Below are 20961 nucleotides of genomic sequence, written 5' to 3'. Positions count from 1 at the left end.
GCGGTGCCGCAGAGACGACATGGCGCGATGTGGACAGCCCCTGAACGACCTTGGTCAAGAAAGTGACAGGGCGGCCGCGCGGGCGTCGTCGAGGCTGGTGAAGCCCTCGAGCCGGTAGGTCACCTGACCCCGCTCCCAGATCAGGGTGGGCGTGGCCAGCCGGGCGGTCGCGCTGCGCTCGGCCCCGGTGCGGTCGACGTAGGTGAGCGTGTGCGGGCCGGGCAGCCAGATCGCCATGTCGCCGCCCAGCTCGACCCACTCGGCCTCACGCGCCTGCTTGAAGAAGGCGCCGGCGGACCCGTCGAACTGGTCGAACCGCACCGTGCCGTCGCGATAGCGGGCGCTGACCACCCGGGGCAGCCCGTTGTCGTCGGGGTCGGCGATCTCGACGCCCTCGGGCGGACCGAGTGCGGCCGGCATCCGCACGACGAACGGAGCCCGCTGTTTCGCCACCTCGAGGCTGACCGCACCGGCCGAGGGCAGCGGGCTGGGGCTTGCTTGGGGAATCGGCGGGGCGGCTTCCCGGCGTACTTCGATACCCGCCACCCGCAGCACCGAGGCGACCACGTCGACGACCGCGGCCCGGGCCGGCTCGACCGCGAAGGTGACGGCGACCGCCGCCACGGCGGCCGCGAGCCAGACCCGCCACCGGCTGCCCCGGCGGGCGGTCAGGCGCTCGCGGACGGCCACCCGCTGGTCGGCCGCCTCGGGCACGGCCAGCCAGCCGTCGAGGCCGCGCAGTTCGGCGATCAGGTCGTCGTCGCGTTCAGGCACCGGGCACCTCCTCGGCCCGCAGATGCTCGCGTAACCGGGCCAGCGCCCGCGAGGTCCGCGACTTCACCGTGCCCTTGGGCACACCCAGCGCCGCCGCCGTCTCCTGCTCGCTGAGGTCGAGCAGGAAGCGGCAGACGAGCACGTCCTGATCGCGCCGGTCGAGCAGCCGCAGCCGGTCGACCAGCCTTTCCCGGCGTTCGCGGGCCAGCACGGTGTCGGCCGGGTCGGGCGCGTCCGGCAGCGGCTCGGACGCCGAGGCGGCGCGCAGGGCCAGGCCGTCACGGCGCCGGCGGGACCGGTGCAGGTTGCGCGTCTCGTTGGCCACGATCGCGAGCAGCCACGGGCGGAAGCCGGACTCGCCGCGGTAGCGCGACAACTGCCGGTACGCCTTCACCAGCGCCTCCTGCACCACGTCGTCGGCGTCGTCACCCGCGCCGAGCAGCACGGCGGCCCGGTGCGCGGGCACGGTGTAGCGGGCGACCAGGATCTCGTACGCCCCCAGGTCGCCACCCCGCGTCCGGCTCACCGCCGTCGCATCGTCGATCTCGATGGCCTCTCTCAGCCTCGGCTCCTTATTCGCACCGACACTGCACTGACACCGGCCGCGGCGGAACGGTTCCCGGAACCCGATGCGAAGTTGTGGTGTCTGCAAGACATGACCACACGCCGCTCGTTCCTGACGCTCTCCGGTGGCGTGCTCGCCGCCTCCGCCCTGGCCGGCTGCCGCGAGCGCGAGGCAGCCGCCGCACTGCCGTCCTCGGTGCCCGATGTGCTGCTGGCAGGCAGCCGTTCCGGGGTCGTGCGGCTCAGCGGGACCGAGGTGCGCCCGATCGGCGCGCAGTCGGTGCTGAGCCGGTCCGGCCACAGCGCGTACGCCGTCGCCGGCGACAGCCTCGTGCGGGTGGACGCGGCGACCGGGGCACCCGCCCAGAAGCAGTCGATCGGGGGTGGGTGGGTGCCCCGGGTGGTTGCCGAGTCGTCGGATCTGTGTGTCCTGCTGACGACTCCGCCGGGCGAGCCGCCGGCCGCCCGCACCACCTCGGGCCTGCTGGTGATCGGGTCCGGCCGGCGACAGAAGTTCAACCTGCCGGGCTGCGTCGAGCCGGACGCCTTCACGTCCGACGGCACCGGCCTGTTCGTGCTCGACTGGTTGCCCGCCGATCGGCCCGGGCATTACCGCGTACGGCTGCTGGACTTCAACGACGGCAAGCTGCACCCGTTGCTCACGCGGAACAAGACGCCCGTGCCCGCGGGCGCCGAGGAACAGATGCAGGGCCGTGGACGGCAGGCGGTGTACTCGCCGGACAGGCAGACGCTGTACACGCTCTACACCCACCAGCCCGAGCACCAGCACACCCGCAATCTGCTCAACGGCACCCGCAGCCACGTGCACGCGTTCGTCCACGTGCTGCACCTGACCGAGCGCTGGGCGTACTGCCTCGACCTGCCCGATCCGTTCGGGCAGGGGCCGGCCGAGGGGCACGCGCTGGCGGTCGACGGGTCGCGGCTCGCGGTGCTGGACACGGCATCCGGGTCGATCGCGCATGCGAACACCGAAACGCTGCAGATCGAGCGGGTGGCTCGGATCGCGGCCGGCCGGGGCGCAGCGAGCCTCGTCTTCAGCCCGGACGCCCGGCTGCTGGCCGCCGACGGCGCAGCCGTGCACGCGCTCGATCGCACCACCGATCAGGTCCTGGCGACGTGGGTGCTGCCGTCGGCCGTACGCGGGTTGCGGCTCAGCCCCGACGGATCGCGGCTCTATGCCGGAGGCGAGAACGCAGTGGCCTGGCTGGACGCCGGCTCGGGCACGCTTCAGGGCCGGGCCAGGGTGGACGACCTGACCGACCTGCTTTCCGTCAGATGACCGAAAGTTTCGGATTAGTTGTAACCATGATCAGCGGCTCCACCAGCCGATAATCCGCCGGAAGTTAAAGGTTGACGGATCGTGGACGCGCTCCCAAGATGGATCCAACGACGATCGTCGATCGCGTGACGGCGGACGGCTTCCACCGGCTGTCCGCCGTCACACTCCCCCGAAACCGACGAAGGTGAGTCCCCCGTGATCCGTCCTCGATCCCTGTTACTGACCGTCGCGGCGGCGCTGCTGGCCGGCGCCGGCGCGGTCGCCCTCATCCCCCCGGCGCAAGCCGCCGCCAGCTGCGCCAACGGCTACGTGGGCCTCACCTACGACGACGGGCCCAACCCGGGCACCACCACGTCGCTGCTGAACACGTTGCGCAGCAACGGATTGCGGGCCACGATGTTCAACACCGGCCAGAACGCGGCGGCCAATCCCGGCCTCGTGGCGGCCCAGGTGTCGGCCGGCATGTGGGTCGCCAACCACAGCTACACCCACCCGCACATGCTCACGCTGAGCCAGTCCGCCATGTCGTCGGAGCTGTCGCGCACCCAGACGGCCATCCGCAACGCCGGCGGCGGCACCCCGACGATCTTCCGGCCCCCGTACGGCGAGACCAACGGGACGCTCCAGTCGGCCGCCTCGGCGCTCGGGCTGCGCACGGTCACCTGGGATGTCGACTCGCAGGACTGGAACGGGGCGAGCACCGCGCAGATCGTGCAGGCCGCCTCGCGGCTGACGAACGGCCAGCTGATCCTGATGCACGACAACTACCAGACGACCATCGCGGCCATCCCGCAGATCGCGGCCGGCCTGGCCCAGCGCGGCCTGTGCGCCGGCACGATCTCGCCCTCCACCGGCCGGGCCGTGGCCCCCGACGGCGGCTCCGGCCCGACCACTCCGCCGACGACCACACCCCCGCCCACCAGCGGCGCCTGCACCACCACCTACACCGCCGGCCAGCAGTGGTCCGACCGCTTCAACGGCTCGGTGACCGTGAACGGCGCCACCAACTGGGTCGTCACCGTGACCCTGCGCTCGCCGCAGCGGGTCCTCGCCACCTGGAACGCCTCGGTCAGCTACGACAGCACCGGCCTGGTGATGACGGCGCGGCCCAACGGGAACGGCAACACGTTCGGCCTCACCATTCAGCACGGCGGTAACTGGAACTGGCCGTCGCTGAGCTGCCGGGTGGGCTGACCGTCGGGCGTGGGGGTGCGGGTTCCGCATCCCCACGCTTGATCATCCGGAGTGGCGTCTGTCCTTTCGTGCCCGAGTGGGTAGATTGGGACGCATGGCAACGAACTCAGTCCGCGGCGCTCTGCTGCGGTCGTTGCCACTTCTGCTCCTGCTGCTGACGCTGGGCCTGACCGCGCCGCAGACGACATCACAGGTGCTTTCCTCCGCGGGCGTGGCGCACACCGCCCCCGCCGCGGATTCCACTGCCGACACTCCGGCCACCGAGCCGGTCGAGGCAGAAACCCGTACGGCGGCGCCCGTCGCCGACCGTACGCGGGCTCTCCGGGCGCAGCGCACCGCCGGTGTCTCCGGCTCCCGCGCCCCGCCTCTCCACTCCGCCTGATCACGCGCTGACGGCCCTCGCGGCCGTGCCCGTGGTCGCCGCCTCCGTGCCTCCGGCTGCCCTCGTGCTCCGGCCCGCGCGGAGCTGAACGGCCTTCGGCGGAGCGGATTCTCGTCCCCTCGTCGGCCTCGTTGCACCCCACTCGCGCCCTCGTCGGCGCACAGCCCGACATCTCCGAGCGGACAGGACTTCCTGGCGATGAACAACGTTGTTGCCGAAATGCTGCTGACCACCCCGGCCCCGGCGGCCATCTGGGTGACCCTGTGGATCCTCACCCTGCCGGCCATGCTGCTGCTGGCCAGCCCGCGGGCGATGGCCAACCCGTTGCAGGCGCTGCGCGAGACGTTCTCGTGGCTGCGCGACCGCACCGAGGAGCGCCGCGAACTGGCCCTCGAGGCCATCGCGGCCACCCAGTTCGCCGAGGAGGTGCGGGTCGCCGCCGACCGGGCCGCGCTGGCCGCCGAGCGCTGGCAGGAGCGCTGGGAACTGGCGTCCGACGAGGTCACCGAGGCCTGGCAGGCCTGGCTGGACGCCGACGCCCGGCTGCGCACCCGCCGGGCCGGGGCCGCCTTCGGCATCCCGTGGAGCGCGCAGACCCCCACCGAGTACGCGGCCCGCGAGCGCTTCCTGCACAAGGCCGTCCGCACCGCCGCCGACAACGGCTGGCTGCCGGCCGCGGCGGTGGCCGACGCCCTGGCCGGTCGGGCCGGCTGGGATGCGCGCCTGCACCCGCTGGAGCAGGAACTGGTCGTCTTCCGCGCCGCCGCCGGCCACCTGCGCGACCACTACGAGCGCGCCGTGGCCACCGAGCGTGCCGCCGCCCACGACGCCGAACTGGCCCGCCGCACCCGCGACAGCCTGCGTCAGGAGTCCTGGCTGGCCACCACCCGGGCCGCCGAACTGCACCGCCACCTGCCGGCCGGCCTCACCGAGGCCCAGCCCGCCGCAGAGCCCACGTTCGCCGCCGCGTGGCGCTGACCCTGCCCCGGCCCCGGTTCGGGCCTGTGCCGCCCGCCTGGCCGGGCTAACGTGCAGGACATGTCGACGCACTGGACCCTCGGCGGGGACGCCGCCGATCCGCACCGGCTGGCCGCCTTCTGGGCGACGGCGCTGGGCTACATCGCCGAGCCCGGCTACGACGACCCCGACGGCGCCTCGCTCATCGACCCTGGGGGCCGCGGCCCGGCGATCAGCTTCCTGCGGGTGCCCGAGCCGAAGACCAGCAAGAACCGCCTCCACATCGACATCCGGGTGGCCGGCGAGCCCCCGTGGGACATGCCCGCCCGCGAGCGCCTCATCCGAACCAGGGTCGCCGAGCTGCGCGCGGCCGGCGCGACCGAGGTCCGCGACCACCACTACGGCGACCAACTCGGCCACGTGGAGATGCTCGACCCCGAGGGCAACGAGTTCTGCGTCGCCTGAGCCCGGGCCACGGCCTCGTCAGCAGGCAGCCGGACCTGTTCAGGTCGATCGTGCGGCTCGTGGTCAGGCACGTGGTGAACCAATAGGTCTGTTCGCCGTAGCTCTGGCCCTGGAACGCCTTCGTGGTGCCGTCCGCGGCTACCTCGCACGGATTGTTGAGGGTGCACCTCTCGCCGTCGTCGTTGCCGGTGTTGTTGATGCCGACGATCTGGTTGGTGGCGGCGTCCACGATCGGGGAGCCGGACGTGCCGTGGATGGTGTCGCAGGCCGTGTCGTAGCGGATCGAGTCGCGCCACGTCCATTCGCCCTCACGCAGCTGGGGCACGAAGCCGTCGATCTTGCAGTTCCCGATCCGCTTCCAGTAGCTGGACGGGATGGCGATGCTCGCGCCGTCGGACGGGCGGCTGCTCGCGATGGTCAGCGCGGTGACCCCGTAGCGGCTCGACAGGGTCGCGTAGGTGCTGGTGAGCCGGTAGAGCGCGACATCGGTTCCGGTCATCGTGGCGTAGAGCACCCGGTCGGCCCGGACCGTGCCGAGCGACCATTTAAGGCTGTCAATCTATAGCGCGCGGGTCACATCGCCCGGCCGGTCCGTTGTGCACGGACGCGGAGCGGGCCAGGATGAGCCGCATGGGCACCGCCAGGAAGTTCGGCCAGATTCTGCATTCCGAGCTCGACGTGCACGCGGCGTGGGTGCCCGTGACCAACACGTTCGCGCTGGGCGACTACGGCGTGATCAGTGACGGCGTCTTCGTCAAGACGGGCAACATCGCCGAGTACGGGATCACCTTCGCCACCGCCTCGGGCGCGCCGGCCCGGTTGCGGTTCCGGTCCGACGGCGTACGCGTGACGAGGTTCGTCGCCGGCGCCGAGGTGCCGAACATCCCGCAGGTCGACCTCGAGGCCTCGATCCGCATCGAGTTCTCGGCGTCGGATTCGTTCTACGTCGACGCGCCCGTGCTCACCGTCGATTCGATCGAGGATGTCGCCCGGGTCGGCGCCGCGCTGCGCGAGGTCGAGGGTTGGCGCCGCCGGCACAAGGTGGTCTTCTCGACGTACACGGGCCAGGGTTGCACGGTCATCTCGTCGCGCAAGGCCAACTCGACCTTCGAGCTCAGCGCCACAGCCGACGTGCTGCGCCTCCTCGAGCTGGGCAAGGCCACCGGCGGCATCACGCTCTCCGGCGAGTCGGCGGCCGGCCTCGAGGTGATCGGCGCGACCGGCGTCGTCGGGCTGCGCCTGTTCAAGCTGCGGCAGTTCACCGGCGGCACCGACATCCTGCACACCGGCGAGCCGGACGACGAGATCGAGTACGAGGCCTCGGGCGACCCGGAGGACGACCTCTGACATGCGGTCCGAGCTGATCGAGTTCTTCCGCTTCGACTCCCCCGACTCGGGAATGCTGCGGATGGGCGACCGGTACCTGCGGGCGCGCGGCAACGAGCCGGTCGCCGAGGTGCACATCCCGATCCGCCACAGCGACTTCCTGCGCCGGCTCGACCACCTCCGGTACGAGATGGAGAACGACGCCGACCGCCGCGAGGCGGCCCTGCGGGACCTGGCCGAGGTGGTCACCCAGGTGCTGGGCGTCTGCGAGAGCCCGGACGAGCCGGTCCAGATCGACCTGGTGACCAACGCGGCCGAGCTGAGCGCCCTGCCGTTCGAACTCGCCCGGGACGCCGACGACCGCCCGGTGTTCGCGGTGTCGGATCCCCCGCTCGTGCTGACCCGCCGGGTGCGCACCGGCCTGCACGGCGCCCGCCACGTCTGGTGGTCGACGCCGCGCGTGCTGTTCGCCGCGGCCTCCCTGCCCGGAGCGGGCAAGCCGGTGCCGGTGGGCGAGCACCGGACGGCGCTGCGCGAGGCGCTCAAGCCGTGGAGCGAGCCCCTGCCGATCGAGGGCATGCAGGACGCCGTCCGCGACAACCGCCGCGTGCTCACCACCCTGGACCGCGCGAGTCTGGGCCGGATCGCCGCGGCCGCGCGGGCTGCCGTGGGCGAGGGCCGCCCGTACACCCACCTGCATGTGCTGGCCCACGGCAGCAACGTCGGCGACCAGTTCGAGCCCGAGTTCGGCGTCGCGCTGTTCGCCGACGACGACAAGACACGGGCCGACGTCACGCCGGACGAGCTGCGGGCGATGATCCAGTCGATCGAGCCCGGCCCGGTCGTCGTCACCCTCGCGGTGTGCGACGGCGGCAACCAGTCGAACAGCGTGACCGGCGGCGGCAGCCTGGCCCACGAGCTGCACGAGTCCGGTGTGCCGGTCGTGCTGGCCTCGCAGTTCCCGCTCACCTTCGCCGGCTCGATCACGTTCGTCCGGCAGTTCTACGGCGAGCTGCTGGCCGGCGGTGATGTGCGAACCGCCCTGCACCGCACCCGCCGCCGGTTGCACACCGAGGGCGCCGACACCAAGCACGACTGGGCCAGCCTGGTCGCGTACGTGCAGCTGCCCGAGGACTACCAGGACAGGCTGTACGAGGTGGCGATGCAGGCCGAGATGGCGTCGCTGCGCACCGCCCAGCTGTGGTCGGACCGGCTGGTCAACGAGGGCATCACCGACCCGGCCGCGTTCGAGACGGTGGCCGAGCAGCTGCGGTCGCGGATCGCCTCGCTGACCCGCTACGTCGGGGAGGGCGAGGCAGCGCCGGCCGAGGCGGCCCGGCTCGAGAACCTCGGCATCCTCGGCAGCGCCCAGAAGCGGTACGCCGAGCTCTCGTTCCACCGCGACGACCTCGACGGAGCCCGGGTGGCGCTGCGTGAGGCCCGCCGCTGGTACCTGCGGGGCTTCACCAGCAGTCTTTCCACCCACTGGCACGGGGTGCAGGCGCTCTCGATCGAGGCGGCGCTCACCGGCCGCATCGGGCGGCCCGGTCAGTGGTACGCCGCTGTCGAGGCGGCCGAGGCGGACGACGACATCTGGGCGCCCGGATCACTGGCCGAGCTCTATCTGCTCGCGCCGCTGGCCGGTCTGCCCCCGGCCCTGCCGCAGGCGGAGCACCAGCTGGCCGAGCTGGCCCGCCGGGCCGAGGGTCCCGTGCCGATCGACTCCACGCGCCGCCAGCTCGAGCGGTACGTCCGCTGGTGGACCCGGCGCCACGGTTACTTCCCGGACTTCCCCGGCGGCGATCTGACCGAGGACGCCTCACGGCTGCTGGAAGGGCTCAGGGCTTTGCCGGCACCATCCCTTTCAGCACCACCGTCCATCGTGGATCCATGAACCGTCTTGCCGGCTCTGGACAGGGCGAGGACGCCCTGCACACCGCGCTCCACTGAGGACTGTTCAGTCGGCGACATGGGCCGTGCGGTCGAGCCAGTGCTGAGCGAGGGCGGCGTCGCCGTCGACGGCTCCGTGGCCGGCGAGCGGCAGTCGCCGGGTCAGGATCAGCAGCAGCGACTGGGCCGGGCCGGTCACCGTCACGTCGGCCTTCCGGGTGCCGGGCTGCCACGTCGCCCCGTCGGGCCGCCGCTCGATGAACCAGCCTTCCGCGGCGTCGGTGGCCTGCCACTGCAGGGTCTGGCCGGCGCCCCGGATCGCGTCGGCGGACTCGGACCGGTACATCTGCCACGTGGGCGAGGTGAGCATCTTGAAGTGGTTGCTGATGAGCGCCGCGGCGACGTCCGGCTCGATGTCGGGCGGCCGGTGCGCCGCGGCGGCGGCGTCGAAGCCGTGAACGACGGTCTCGTTGAGCACGCTGGAAAGCCAGAACCGCCCGCCGGTGCGTTCGTCGCCCGCGGCGTTGAACACGGGGGCGTCGAGCGCGCCGTCGGAACACGCGTCCACGACCCGTTGCGCGGACTCCGACAGCCACGTCGGCCAGTCATGGGGATCGACGGGGAGGACGGCCATCTCCGCGGGCAGCCCGGCCGGATCGGTGATGCGCCGCTCGATGATCTCGGCGACCCAGTTCTGTGTCTGACCGACGTGCTCGACCAGTTCGGTGACGGTCCACTGCGGGGCCGTGGGCACGGCGGCACCCGGCCCGGCCGAGGCGGCCGCCTCGGCCATACGGCCCGTGTGTTCGACGATCGCCCGGCGGGCTCGATCCGGGCTGAGCTCGATCATGGGATTCTCCGCTCCGTGAGTTCGGTGTGCTCTGATGACCCGGCGCGACGGTCGAACTCATCGGTCCGGTCGGTCCGCGTGGCCGGATGCTCACCTGCGGGCCGGTTGCTGTTCAGCCGGCTCGTCTCGGCCCTGACCGTCGGCGCGGTGGCCCTCTTCGACCGGGACAACCTGTTCGCGCTGCCACGCGAGAACCCGAGGCTCTGGCTGCTGATCATCGTGTTCTACCCGCTGGTCTCGGTCTATCCGCAGGAGCTGCTCTACCGCGCGTTCCTGCTCCACCGCTACGAACGGGTGCTCGGCACCGGCAAGCGGGCCGCAGCGGCCGGCGCCGTGGCGTTCGGCTTCGCGCACCTGCTGTTCGGCAACGTCATCGCGGTCGTGGCCACCGTCGCGGGCGGCTGGCTGTTCGCCCGGCGCTACCAGAGGACCGGATCGTTGCTCGTGGTCTCCGTCGAGCACGCGCTCTACGGGATCACCATTTTCACGGTGGGGCTGGGGCAGTACTTCTATCACGGCGCCTGACGTTCGTCGCCGGCTGATCGCGCGACCCGGCACGGCGGGCGGCGGGCTTCGTCGGGGGCTCGGCTCGGCGCCTCGCTGTGATTCTCGGCCTCGGACGGCGCTGCGAGTCGCCGTACGGAAAAAAGCGAAGGCCCGGTCAGCGTGACCGGGCCTTCGTTACCGCTTGGGGTGATCGACGGGACTTGAACCCGCGACCCCCTGGACCACAACCAGGTGCTCTACCAACTGAGCTACGACCACCATTGCGCACGAGGAACCAACCCCGTGGTGCCGGACAAGCATAGCCGAACTCCGGCGGTGCCCGTCCAGCGGGTTACCGGCACGGTCGGGTGACCAGTTTGCCCTGCTGGGCAGCCCTGCGGCGCTTCAGTCCGGCGGCGCTACAGCTCGGCGGCGATCGCCTTGGCCGACTCGACGTCGGGGCCGGGCAGGGGGACGAAGACCGTACGGCGGTAGTACTCGAGTTCGCGGATGCTCTCGCGGATGTCGGCCAGGGCCCGGTGGGCCAGACCCTTGGCCGGCTGGCCGAAGTACACGCGCGGGTACCAGCGGCGGCACAGCTCCTTGATCGAGGAGACGTCGATCATGCGGTAGTGCAGGAACGAGTCGAGCGCGGGCATGTCGCGGGCCAGGAAGCCGCGGTCGGTGGCGATCGAGTTGCCGCACAGAGGGGCCGAGCGCGGGTTGGGGACGAACTCACGGATGTACGCGAGAACGGCCTCTTCGGCCTCGGCCATGGTGATCGCCGACCGGCGCACCTCTTCGGTGAGCCCGGACTTGGCGTGCATGTCGCGCACCACGGGCGGCATCGCGTCGAGCGCCGCGTCGTCGGCGTGGATGACCAGGTCGACGCCCTCGCCCAGCACGTTCAGATCGGCATCGGTGACGAGCGCGGCCACCTCGATGAGCTTGTCCTTGCCCAGGTCGAGGCCCGTCATCTCACAGTCGATCCACACCAAATGATCAGCCACCCGGACAGCCTACGCCGCGACCGCGTGGACCGGTGTCTCGTCTTTTCGAGACACCCGCCCGGACACAACCCACGCAGTCACGTGGTTTGTCCGCTTTCGGGCGATGAACTCCCACTCGTGCCGCTGAACGGCTAAACTGGGCTTAACGGACGAAGCCCCCTATCGGTTACTCCGTTCCCCCGGGAAAGGGCCCTCCGCGTCGGCAGCGCGGAGGGCCCTTTCAGCTGTGCTTGTTCCGACACAGAACGGGCCCTCCGCGCAGGCAGCGCGGAGGGCCCGGTCCGGGTGTTCGAGGATCAGCTTTCGGGCTGCGCCCCGGGCGCCGGGCGGCGACGGCCCGACGGGCGTTCCTGGTCCTCGTCCTGGTGCTGTTCCTGGGGTTGGTCGATCGGGCCCGCCGCGGTGATCCGGCGCCGGCGACGCTCGGTGTTGCCGGCGAGCAGTTCGGCCGCTTCCTTCTGGTACGCGGCCAGCCAGCCGGCCGGGGTGCCACTACCGGCCGGGATGGCCCCCGTGCTCGTGCGCACCGGCACGTCGGGTGCCGGGCGGGTGGGACGAGTCACGGCGGTCGCCGGCTTGACGGTGGAGCGGGCGGCGGGCTTGGCCGGGGTGGCGGTCTTGGCCGTCGCCCGGGTCTTCGCGGGGGTCGCCTTGGCCGCCGGGGCCTTGGCCGTGGTCGACCTCGTCTTCGCCGCAGCGGCGGACTTGGCCGGCTTCTCGGCCTCGGCCTCGGCGTCGGGCTTGGGTTTCACGGTTCGCGTACGGGTCGTCCTGGCCTTCGGTTTGGCCGTCTTGGCGGGTACGGCCGTTTCGTCGTCGAGCGTGTCCGCGGCCGGCTCCGAACCGACCTCGGCCGCGGCGGCCGCTCGAGCCGCCACCGTCTGAGCGGCCTTGCGCCACGCCGCGGGCGCCGGCCGTCCCGCGCCACCGCCGGGCAGCCGTCCCGAGAACGAAGACGTCACGCCCCCTTCGATCCGGCTCTGCGCCTGCGCCATCAGGTCCCGTTCGGGCTCGGGCCGCCCCGCGCCCCGGCGCCCGGACTCCTTGCCCGCCGGCTCGCCGTCGGCGGTGGCCGCCGTCGGCTTGGACCGCTGGTGCGGGGAAGAGGCCGCCGGCCGTCCCTCGACCGGGTCACGCTCGGCTCCCGGCGCCTCGTGCTCTTCGGTCCCGCCCTGCGAGTCACCGACGTCCGACCCGCCCGAGGACGGGCTGCCCGGTCCCGGCGTACGGCCGTCGGCCGCACCGTCCCCGGCCGAACCCACCCCGTCCGCTCCCGACGCCGTGGCGGGAACATGCGACTCATCTGCGGGCACGCGGTCGCGGGCGTGCGTGACCGCCGAAGCCTCCGCGCGGCGGCCCGGAGCCGTCGCCTGCGACACGCCATTGGTGGCAGCCGCACCCCGGGGCCCCGGCTGCTGAGAAGCGGACGCCCCGGCCGGCACCGGGCTGCCCGGCCGAACCGGCCCGCCGCCGTTCACGGCAGCGCCGTTGGCCGGCTGCGCCGAGGTTCCGGGCCGCGCCGGCGACGGAACGATCGGACGCGTCGGAGCGGGCGGCCGAGGAACGGTGGGCCGGGGCGGCGCCGGGGCGGTCGTGGCGTGCGCAGTTCCGGAGCCGGACTCCTCGCCGCCTTCCGCCGCCCGCTCAGGACCGACCGAATCGGCCGCCGGCGAACCGGCGTCGGCCGCCGCAGTGGCCGGACCGGCGCCCTCAGCCGATGTGGGCGCCGTGACAACCGGGTTGCCGGCGTCGACTGCCGGAATCGCTTCGTCGACATCGGCGGACGGCGCGTCGACCGTCCGGTTCCGAGGGCGCGGCTCGGAAGTCTGCAGCGGGCGGTTGCTCTGGGCAACCTGCTCGGTGCCGAAGTCGGCTGCCGGGCGGACCCCACTGGCGGTTGGGATGGCCGGCTCGGTGCCGCTCTTGGCGGCCGCCCGGCGCGACTCGCCCGTCCGCGCGCCGGCCCGGCCCGCTGTCGCGGGGCGCAGGGCGTCAGCTGCGACTCCCGCGTCGGCCTGGAATTCGGTGCCGGCGCTGCGATCGGCGTCGGCCCGGAAGCCGGCGTCGGCTGGGGCGCCGGAACCGGCTGATCGGTCGGCGTCAGCGCGGGAGGCGTTGCCGGCCGGCCGGTTCGCGTCCGAGGCGTGGGTCGCCGGGCCGGCGTTCGCCGACGTTGCGGGCTCAGCCATTGCCGAGGTGGCCGGTCCGGACGTCGCGGGGGCTGGGTGGCTCGTTTCGCCGCTGTTGCTCCGCCCCGCATCGAAGCCCGCGAGCTGAGCGCTGCCGTTGGCTACGGACGCCGACCGTCCGGCTGCCGGAGACGGGCGGGTCAGACCGGCCGCCCAGCTCGGACGGTTGGTGGTTGGGGCAGCCGACGGCGTTACGTCCGCGGCAGGGGTCGAAAGACTCGCGTCCGTTGCCGGGGCTGAACGGCCCGCGTCGGCTGCGGGAGCGGAAAGGCTCGCGCCGGCCGAGGAGGTCTGCTGGTCGGCGGCGGCCGACGTCGGGGTGGGCTCGGGCGCTACCCGGCGACCCGCGTCGGCCGCAGGGTGAGCAGCGTCAGTTTCTGGGCGGCCGGAGGCATTTGTGCCGCCTGCACCGCCGGAAGCGCCTGCCGCGCCACCCGCACGATCAGCGACGCTGCCAGAAATGCCGGTCGCGTCACCCGCACCGTCAGCAACGTCGGCAACACCCCTGTGACCGGCATCAGGAGTCGCACGGCCGGAAACACCCGCGCTGCCGGCGCCAGCAGGCGTGCCGCTGGGAGCGACCGCCGGGCCGGCGGCCGGACGACCGGCGCCGGTCGCTGGGCGACCGGGGAATGCGGACGGACGGCCAGGGCCGCCGGGTCGGCGGGTGTGACCGGCCGGCACTTCGTCGCGGCCGGGAGCCGGGTGGCCGGCATTGGCCGGCGGGGTCGGCGCCGCGCCCGGGTTCGGGCTGGGTGCGTGGGGGGACGGTGCTGCGGATTCGCGGTCCGAAGACGGGCCTCGGCCGGTGGGCGACGGGCGGCCGGGGCGGCCTCCGGGCGAGGGGCGGCGGCCGGAGGACGGACTACCTGCGGGCGGGGACTGGCGCCCGGCTCGCGGTGGGTCGGTGCGGGGCATGCCCATCGCCGACCAGTCGGTGGCGCCGGGGCCGGTGACTACCGAGACCTTCTGGTTGGCCATCCGCGGGTCACGGCCTTCGTCCATGGCATCCTCGCGGATTGCGCGGGCGTCGGCGGCGCCGGCCGCGTAAGCGGCGGCCACGGCGTCGATCGGGTGGCCCACCTCGGCCGGGTCTTCGTCGGACGGGGCAGGCGCCGCGCCGCCGGGCTGAGAAGCTGCGACAGCCGAGCCCGAACCGGAACTCGCGGACGCCGGCGCAGCGGCAGCAGAGCCCGCGGCGGAACTCGCGGACGCCGGCGCAGCGGCAGCAGAGCCCGCGGCGGAACCCGCGGCAGCCGGCGCAACAGCAGCCGGCGCAGCGGCAGCGGATTGCGGAGCGGCCGAAGCGGAGCCCGGAGCGGCAGCAGTAGAAGCAGGAGCCGCAGTGGCGGAAGCCGGAGTCGTGGTGGCACCAGGAGTCGTGGGTGCGGCCGGGGCCGGGGTGGCCGTCTCGGTGGAGGCCTGGGCAGCGGAGTCATCCGAGGCCGCGGAAGCGGCACGAGCGCCCACCTCGGCGGCGGCGGTGGCAGCGGCGACCGAGGCGGCCGACGCGGCGGCTGCGGCCGAGGCAGCCGAGACCGCAGCCCCCGCGCGGGAAGCCGGATCGGCCACCGGAGCGGCGGCGTCCGCAGCCATGGGCGTACGCGGGGAAGCGGGAGAAGCCGCACCGGGCCGGTCCGCTCCGGCGGCGGCTCGGCGGCGAGCTGCCTCGGCCAGGCGGGCGGCAGCCTGGGCCTCGGTCTCGCGGGCCCGGACCGGCGCTGTTTCCGCCACCCACGCCTCGACGGCGGAGGGCTGGAACATCGGGATGTCGCCGGGGACCGGCGTGGAACGCTTCGCGGCGGTGCGGCGGGCGACGGACTGGTCGGTCGACGGCTCGCTCAGCGGCAGCGACGCCGTGCCCGCACCCAGGTACTGGAGCGGCTCGCCGGGGGCCGGCTGGCGGGCCGGGATCGCGGTGGCGGCGGCGTATTCGGCCGGGTCGGGCGGGACTCCGGGGGCGGCGGCCGGCGACGAGATCGCTGCGGCGGTCAGCGCGGGCGCCGGCGGCCAGGCCATGACGGCCGGGGCCGGGCCGGGGTGGGCGTCGGCCAGCGAGCGCGGCCGGTGGGCTCCGACGGGACGGCTGGTGGTGGGCAGCGCCGGCATCGGGGCTCCGATGGCGCGCATCAGGTCGGGCACCTGGCTCGGCTCGACCACGTAGACGATCTCGCGGCGGCGCGCGGGCCAGGCCAGCACGACCATGCCGACCATCACGAGCAGCGTGCCCAGCGTCAGCAGGCCCCAGGCACTGGAGTTGAGCCAGCCGGGGCGCAGTTCGGCGGTGGCCCGCAACTGCACGCCGGGGGTGGCGTCGGCGCTCATCACGACGAGGCTGTACGGGCCGCCCCGCACCTCGGACGGGGTCCACGAGATCTGGCCGGCGCTGTTCGCGCGGGTCCAGAACGGCGCCTGGCCGGGCTGGAGGCGGGGCGCCGTCGTGCCGGGGACGATCGTCGTGGCGACCGGCAGGGCGCCGGTGCCGATGTCGACCGTACGAACCCGGCTGTGTTGCACGCCGGACAGGTAGTCCCGCACGGCGTTGGTGGGCGCGAGGCCGAAGAACGCCGGGCCCTTCTGCGTCTGGCCGAGCAGTCGCAGCTGGGTGTCGCCGAGGCGGGTGAACGGCGCGTCGGAGCGCAGCAGGCCGTCCACGTCCTCGATCACGAGCGCGTAGCCGGGCGTGGACAGCTGCTGCAACCGGCCGCTGAACGCGCCGCCCTCGTCGCGGTGCTGCATGGCGGCCCACAGGCCCGCGCCGGCCAGCAGCGACGGCAGACCGATGGTCAGCGCCAGCATGCCGAGGATGGTCCGGAACACCCGCATCGCTTCTCCCCTCAAAGCTCAGGCGGTAACGGCCCGACCATACAAGTCCAAATAACCCCAAAGTGGTCAAATAGTGGCTAACTCGCTGATAGAAGTGAGACTCAGTTGATCGTGACGGTCGTGGAGAGCGTCGACTGATCGATGTCGCTCGTGCGCGCGGTGACCTTGAACGTCCACTCGCCCGCAGCGGGCAGGGCGATGTCGCCGACCGCGTGGAAGTCGGTGATCCGCAGCAACGGGACCTCGATCGGCTCGATGCCCTTGGCCGCCAGCGCGGCCGTGGCGGTCCACTCGACCACCGTCAGCGGCTTGTTGTCGAGCGTGTAGGCGTACAGGTGGATGCTGTTGTTGCCGACCGCGGCCGGGAAGACGTCGATCTGCAGGGCCATCTTGTTGTCGGTCAGCGTCTTGGTCACCGTGGTCGAGACGCCGGCGGTCTGGGACGCCTCGGCCGAACGCGCCGGCGGGATCTGCACCAGGGCCGAGGTGATGCCGAGCACGACGGCCGTGACCGCCAGCTCGGCCCACACCACCCGCCGCAGGCCCTTCGGCTCGGCCTCGGCCGCCTTCGAGCGCACCAACCGCCGCGAGAAATAGGCCATGACCAGCACGATGGCCGCCAAGCCGACCTTGGCGAGGATCAGGCGGCCGTACGTGGTGAAGAAGAGCCCGTCCAGCGACGAGACCTCGATCAGCGCCTGCACGACGCCGGCCACGATCAGCGCCGCCACCGCCGTGGCGGCCCAGCGCGACCAGATCGGCAGGATCGCCCCGAGTTCACGTTCGTCGGCCTGGCGCAGCAGGAAGCCGACGAGCATGACCAGCCCGCCCAGCCACACCGCCATGGCGGCCAGATGGATCGCGTCGACCACCACCGACACGCCGGCCACCGGGGAGGCGGTCGGGTGTCCGGTCAGCGGCCAGGTGGCCAGGGCGGCCACGCCCAGCACGCCGAGCAGGGCCAGGTCGGTCTTGGAGTCGTCGCCGGTGCCGCGCAGCAGTGGCCGCAGCAGCAGGGCGGCCGCGCAGATCACCCCCAGGCGCACCAGCATGATCGCGCCGAACGTGCTGCCCAGCACGTCGCGGAGGTCGCCCACCCGTACGTCGAAGAGCCCCGACCCGGTCGAGTAGGGCGCCTGGAGCCAGATCGCCACCAAGGTGCTGAACGCGACGAGCCCGAGCCCGATCCACACGAGGCGGCCGGGCCCGCGGCGGCTGAGCCGGTGCGGCCAGAGCAGCGCGAGCACGAGCACCGGCCCGACCAGGAGCACCAGGCCGGCGTACCCGAGATATTTGCCGACCGGGATGAGCGCGCGCACGACCGGATCGACCGTTTCGTCGTCGATCGTCGCCGCGGGCGTGGCCGACGCGGCGCCCACCGAGAAGGTGATGCTGCCGCCGACCGGGTGGCTGTCGGCCGAGATCACCCGGTAGCTGACCAGGTAGGTGCCCCGGCCGCCACCCGAGCGCAGCGGGATCGTGACGGTGCCGCCGTCGGCGACCGGCTCGCCCTGGTCGGCACGGGAGCCGTCCGGCGCGAGCACCTGGATCTTGCCGTTGAGCAGCTGGACCGACTCGGTGAAGTTCAGCGTGATCTTGTTGGGGGCGTCGGGCACGATCGTCCCGTTGGCCGGGTCGCTGTTGGCCAGCGCGGCATGGGCGCTCGCGGGCGTGGCGGGGCCGGCGAGAACGGCGAAGAATCCGATCAACAAGCCTGCCAGAGCCGCCAAACCGCGACAAAACCGACGCCGATCAACAGTCATGCCCGACATGCTGCCCGATCGGATCGCTCAGTGCCCACCACGGGTGGCCCGAGCGCCCGAGGGCGTACGATGTCGGGCCATGGACGGCCTGGACGAAATCACCGCGCTCGCCCTCGCCGCCCGCGAGGGTGACGAAGCCGCCCTGGCGGCGTTCGTGCGTGCCACCCAGGCTGAGGTCTGGCGGTTCACGGCGGCGCTCGTCGACCCCGGCGCAGCCGACGACCTGACGCAGGACACGTTCCTGCGCGCGTTCAAGGCGCTGCCCGCCTTCGAGGCCCGTTCCACGGCGCGCACCTGGCTGCTCGGCATCGCCCGCCGCACCTGCGCCGACCATCTGCGCACGGTCATCCGCCGCCGCCGGCTCGACGCCCGCCTCGCCGCCGAGGCCTGGACGGCGTCGCCCTCGCCCGACCCCGCGCACCGGCTCTCCACGGCCGACCTGCTCGGCCGCCTGGGCGACGAGCGGCGTACCGCGTTCGTGCTCACCCAGGTGCTGGGCCTGTCGTACGCCGAGGCGGCCGAGATCGAGGACGTGCCGGTCGGCACGATCCGCTCGCGTGTCGCCCGCGCCCGCGACGAGCTGGTGACGGCTGTCTCGCAGTCCCGCGCCGTCTAATCAGCTTTTTCCCAGCGGAACCCCAGCACAATAAAGGGAACCAGCGGGACATTTGCTTCGACTAAACGGGCGTGACCATGGACTTGAGGCAGCAGCCGAACCGGCTCGCAGCGGCCTGGCCGTGGATCTCCACCCTCGCGCGTCTCGGCCTGGCGGCGGTCTTCCTGATCGCCGGCGGGCTCAAGGTGACCGACCTGGCCGCCTCGGCGCGCGCGGTGAACGCGTACGACCTGATGTCCTACGACACCGCCAAGGTGATCGGGGCCGTACAGCCGTTCCTGGAGATCGCACTGGGCCTGCTGCTGCTGATCGGCATAGCGACCCGGCTGAGCGCGATCATCGCCGCGGTGCTGATGGTGATCTTCATCGCCGGCATCATCTCGGCCTGGGCGCGCGGGCTGCAGATCGACTGTGGCTGCTTCAGCAAAGGCGGGGAACTGACCGGCGGGCGCACCGCCCAGTACGGCCTGGACATCCTGCGTGACGTGGGCTTCCTGGCCCTGGCCGGCATCCTGATCTGGAAGCCGCGGTCCAGGTTCTCGCTCGACGGTGTTCTGTTGGGAGAGAGATGAGCAAGGGTAATCGGGGGCGCGACCGTTCGGCGGCCAAGCGGATCGTGGAACAGCAGAAGGCGGCCGAACGCCGCCGCCGGGTGACGATCTGGACGTCCGTCGGCGTCGTCGCCGTGCTGCTCATCGCGGGCCTGATCGGCTGGGGCGTCCTCGCCAATCAGGACGATTCCGGGGGCAGCACGCCCAGTGTGGCGGTCGACGAGGGCACCGCGTTCGCGGTCGGGTCGGGGCCGGTGACCGTCGACATCTACGAGGACTTCATGTGTCCGATCTGCCACGAGTTCGAGAAGCAGACCGGTCCGGCCATCGCCCAGATGGTCACCGACAAGAAGGTCACCGTCCGCTACCACCCGGTGTCCATCCTGGACCGGACGTCGAACGGCACGAAGTACTCGACCCGGTCGGCCGGGGCCGCGGCCGCCGCGGCGGTGGACGGCAAGTTCCTCGAATACCACAACGTGCTCTTCGAGAACCAGCCCGCCGAGGGCAGCGACGGGCTCGACGACGCCAAGCTGATCGAATTGGGCAAGTCGGTCGGGCTCGGTGACTCGTTCGCCACGGCCGTCAACGACAAGACGTACGACTCGTGGGTCACCAAGGCCACCGAGACGTTCTCGTCGCGCGGCTTCAACGGCACGCCGACCATCGTCGTCAACGGCAAGCAGGTGACCGGCCCCAACGAGACGTTGCCGACCACCGAGATCTTCACCCAGGCCGTCACGGCGGCCGCCGGGTGAGACGGTTCGCCCTGATCGTGGCGGTGGCCGGCGCGGTGCTCGCGCCGGCCACCCCCGCGTTCGCCCACGCCGGCGACATCCCGGGCGCCACGGCGTACCGGACGTCGGTGACCGCGGTTTCCGCGCCCGGCGTCTCCGTGCGCGCGGTCGAGGCGGGGGCGCGGCTCGAACTGTCGAACGAGACGGGCCACTCGGTCGAGGTGCTCGGCTACGCCGGCGAGCCCTACCTCGACGTCCGGCCCGACGGCACGTGGCAGAACGTCAACTCGCCGGCCGCCTACATCAACGAGACCGCGAACGGCGACACGCCGGTGCCCGCGACCGCCGACGTGACCGCGCCGCCCTCGTGGCGCAAGCTCTCCGACTCGACGACGGTGCGCTGGCACGATCAGCGGACCCAGTGGCTGAACCCTTCCGTGCCGCCCCAGGCGGTCGCCGACCCGTCGCGCAGCCACCGCCTGCGGGACTGGAGCGTGCCGTTGCGGGTGCAGACCACGGCGTACGAGGTCCGCGGCACACTCGACTGGGAACCGCCGCCGGTGGCCTGGCTGTGGTGGGCCGGCGCGGCCTTGGCCGGCCTCGCGGCGGCGGCCCTGGCCCATCGGTGGCCGCGGTCCGTGCGGGCGGTCGCCCTGGTCGCGGGCCTTGCTCCCCTGGCGTACGGAGTGATGAGCCTGCTGGACGGCGCGACGCCCTCGCCCGTGCTGTTCCTGGCCGGCCTGATGGCGCTGGCGGCGGTCTACCGCCACCCGCCGTTCTACCTGGCCCTCACCGGGGCCGTGGTCGCCCTGTTCGCCGGCTTCAACGAGACCCGCGTGTTCTTCGCCGCTGTGGTGCCGACGACGGGCCCCGGTTGGGCGGTGCGGCTCGCGGTCGTGCTGGCGCTCGGCCTCGGCGCCGGTCTGGCGCTGACCGGCCTGCTGCGGATGCGCGCGGCTGTCCCGGCTCGTACGCCCGAGCCCACCCCCGCTGCGAAACAGACCCTAGTGTCATGAGTCGTTAAATCGGTGGCAGTAGGGTAAGGGTTAGGGCATGCCTAACCCGGTTGCCGTGCCGATCG

At 72.7% G+C, this 20961-nt stretch carries 18 protein-coding genes, 1 tRNA gene and 1 pseudogene; 12 read left to right on the top strand and 8 right to left on the bottom strand.

Features of this window, described 5'->3' with window-relative positions; all coding sequences use genetic code 11:
* Window positions 1-54: 54 nt before the first annotated feature.
* Window positions 55-774, bottom strand: coding sequence for a hypothetical protein (locus KXC43_RS46580; protein WP_221382721.1), 720 nt, complete (start codon window positions 772-774; stop codon window positions 55-57).
* Window positions 767-1300, bottom strand: coding sequence for an RNA polymerase sigma factor (locus KXC43_RS52115; RefSeq protein WP_308129574.1), 534 nt, complete (start codon window positions 1298-1300; stop codon window positions 767-769). The genes KXC43_RS46580 and KXC43_RS52115 overlap by 8 nt, the downstream gene beginning before the upstream one ends.
* 129 nt (window positions 1301-1429) lie before the next feature.
* Between KXC43_RS52115 and KXC43_RS52110 the strand changes: the two genes are divergently transcribed.
* The 5 genes from KXC43_RS52110 (at window position 1430) to KXC43_RS46550 (ending at window position 5636) form a co-directional block, all read left to right on the top strand.
* Window positions 1430-2638: a YncE family protein gene (locus tag KXC43_RS52110; protein WP_255646011.1), complete on the top strand. Its 1209-nt coding sequence runs from the start codon at window positions 1430-1432 to the stop codon at window positions 2636-2638.
* Between the two features lie 195 nt (window positions 2639-2833).
* A complete protein-coding gene (locus KXC43_RS46565; protein WP_221382718.1) occupies window positions 2834-3832 on the top strand; it encodes a polysaccharide deacetylase family protein in 999 nt (332 codons plus the stop codon).
* Window positions 3833-3926: 94 nt separating this feature from the next.
* Window positions 3927-4214, top strand: a complete 288-nt coding sequence (locus tag KXC43_RS46560) for a hypothetical protein (RefSeq protein WP_221382717.1) — start codon at window positions 3927-3929, stop codon at window positions 4212-4214.
* A gap of 198 nt (window positions 4215-4412) precedes the next feature.
* Window positions 4413-5192 carry a hypothetical protein gene (locus tag KXC43_RS46555; protein WP_221382716.1) on the top strand — a complete coding sequence of 260 codons (780 nt, stop codon included), beginning with the start codon at window positions 4413-4415 and terminating at the stop codon, window positions 5190-5192.
* A 60-nt stretch (window positions 5193-5252) separates the two neighbouring features.
* Window positions 5253-5636, top strand: a complete 384-nt coding sequence (locus KXC43_RS46550; protein WP_221382715.1) for a VOC family protein — start codon at window positions 5253-5255, stop codon at window positions 5634-5636.
* Between the two features lie 208 nt (window positions 5637-5844).
* Here the strand turns inward: KXC43_RS46550 and KXC43_RS52105 are convergent.
* Window positions 5845-6195 (bottom strand): annotated as a pseudogene (locus KXC43_RS52105) (S1 family peptidase); the annotation flags it as partial.
* 71 nt (window positions 6196-6266) lie between these two features.
* Between KXC43_RS52105 and KXC43_RS46540 the strand changes: the two are divergent.
* Together KXC43_RS46540 and KXC43_RS46535 are read left to right on the top strand one after the other, a co-directional pair.
* On the top strand, window positions 6267-6983 hold the full coding sequence (locus KXC43_RS46540; protein WP_221382714.1) for a hypothetical protein: 717 nt from the start codon (window positions 6267-6269) through the stop codon (window positions 6981-6983).
* A 1-nt stretch (window position 6984) separates the two neighbouring features.
* Window positions 6985-8856 carry a CHAT domain-containing protein gene (locus KXC43_RS46535; RefSeq protein WP_221382713.1) on the top strand — a complete coding sequence of 624 codons (1872 nt, stop codon included), beginning with the start codon at window positions 6985-6987 and terminating at the stop codon, window positions 8854-8856.
* A gap of 63 nt (window positions 8857-8919) precedes the next feature.
* On the opposite strand, the gene KXC43_RS46530 is transcribed toward KXC43_RS46535, so the two are convergent.
* Window positions 8920-9702, bottom strand: a complete 783-nt coding sequence (locus KXC43_RS46530) for a maleylpyruvate isomerase family mycothiol-dependent enzyme (RefSeq protein ID WP_221382712.1) — start codon at window positions 9700-9702, stop codon at window positions 8920-8922.
* Between the two features lie 78 nt (window positions 9703-9780).
* Between KXC43_RS46530 and KXC43_RS46525 the strand changes: the two genes are divergently transcribed.
* On the top strand, window positions 9781-10227 hold the full coding sequence (locus tag KXC43_RS46525; protein ID WP_308129573.1) for a CPBP family glutamic-type intramembrane protease: 447 nt from the start codon (window positions 9781-9783) through the stop codon (window positions 10225-10227).
* Between the two features lie 164 nt (window positions 10228-10391).
* Here KXC43_RS46525 and KXC43_RS46520 read toward each other — a convergent pair.
* From KXC43_RS46520 to KXC43_RS46505, 4 genes are all read right to left on the bottom strand, one after another.
* Window positions 10392-10467: transfer RNA gene (locus KXC43_RS46520), tRNA-His, on the bottom strand.
* 140 nt (window positions 10468-10607) lie between these two features.
* Window positions 10608-11198, bottom strand: a complete 591-nt coding sequence (gene orn, locus KXC43_RS46515; protein WP_221382711.1) for an oligoribonuclease — start codon at window positions 11196-11198, stop codon at window positions 10608-10610.
* Window positions 11199-11494: 296 nt separating this feature from the next.
* The gene (locus tag KXC43_RS46510; RefSeq protein ID WP_221382710.1) at window positions 11495-16213 is read right to left on the bottom strand and encodes a hypothetical protein; all 4719 of its coding nucleotides are present in this window, start codon (window positions 16211-16213) and stop codon (window positions 11495-11497) included.
* 101 nt (window positions 16214-16314) lie between these two features.
* Window positions 16315-17985, bottom strand: a complete 1671-nt coding sequence (locus KXC43_RS46505) for a copper resistance CopC/CopD family protein (RefSeq protein WP_221382709.1) — start codon at window positions 17983-17985, stop codon at window positions 16315-16317.
* 70 nt (window positions 17986-18055) lie between these two features.
* Here KXC43_RS46505 and KXC43_RS46500 point away from each other — a divergent pair, with 70 nt between their 5' ends.
* From KXC43_RS46500 to KXC43_RS46485, 4 genes are all read left to right on the top strand, one after another.
* Window positions 18056-18592: a sigma-70 family RNA polymerase sigma factor gene (locus tag KXC43_RS46500; protein ID WP_221382708.1), complete on the top strand. Its 537-nt coding sequence runs from the start codon at window positions 18056-18058 to the stop codon at window positions 18590-18592.
* Between the two features lie 77 nt (window positions 18593-18669).
* Complete coding sequence (locus tag KXC43_RS46495) at window positions 18670-19164, top strand: MauE/DoxX family redox-associated membrane protein (protein ID WP_221382755.1); 495 nt, start codon at window positions 18670-18672, stop codon at window positions 19162-19164.
* Window positions 19161-19901 (top strand): DsbA family protein, encoded by a 741-nt coding sequence (locus KXC43_RS46490; RefSeq protein ID WP_221382707.1) that lies wholly within the window; start codon window positions 19161-19163, stop codon window positions 19899-19901. Before KXC43_RS46495 ends, KXC43_RS46490 begins: the two co-directional genes overlap by 4 nt.
* The gene (locus tag KXC43_RS46485) at window positions 19898-20896 is read left to right on the top strand and encodes a hypothetical protein (RefSeq protein ID WP_308129572.1); all 999 of its coding nucleotides are present in this window, start codon (window positions 19898-19900) and stop codon (window positions 20894-20896) included. The genes KXC43_RS46490 and KXC43_RS46485 overlap by 4 nt, the downstream gene beginning before the upstream one ends.
* The last annotated feature ends 65 nt before the right edge of the window (window positions 20897-20961 follow it).

It is taken from the genome of Paractinoplanes polyasparticus, from assembly GCF_019710575.1.
Lineage (GTDB): Bacteria > Actinomycetota > Actinomycetes > Mycobacteriales > Micromonosporaceae > Actinoplanes > Actinoplanes polyasparticus.
Note: the sequence above shows the minus strand (reverse complement) of the source record. Positions and strands in the feature narration are given on the sequence as shown.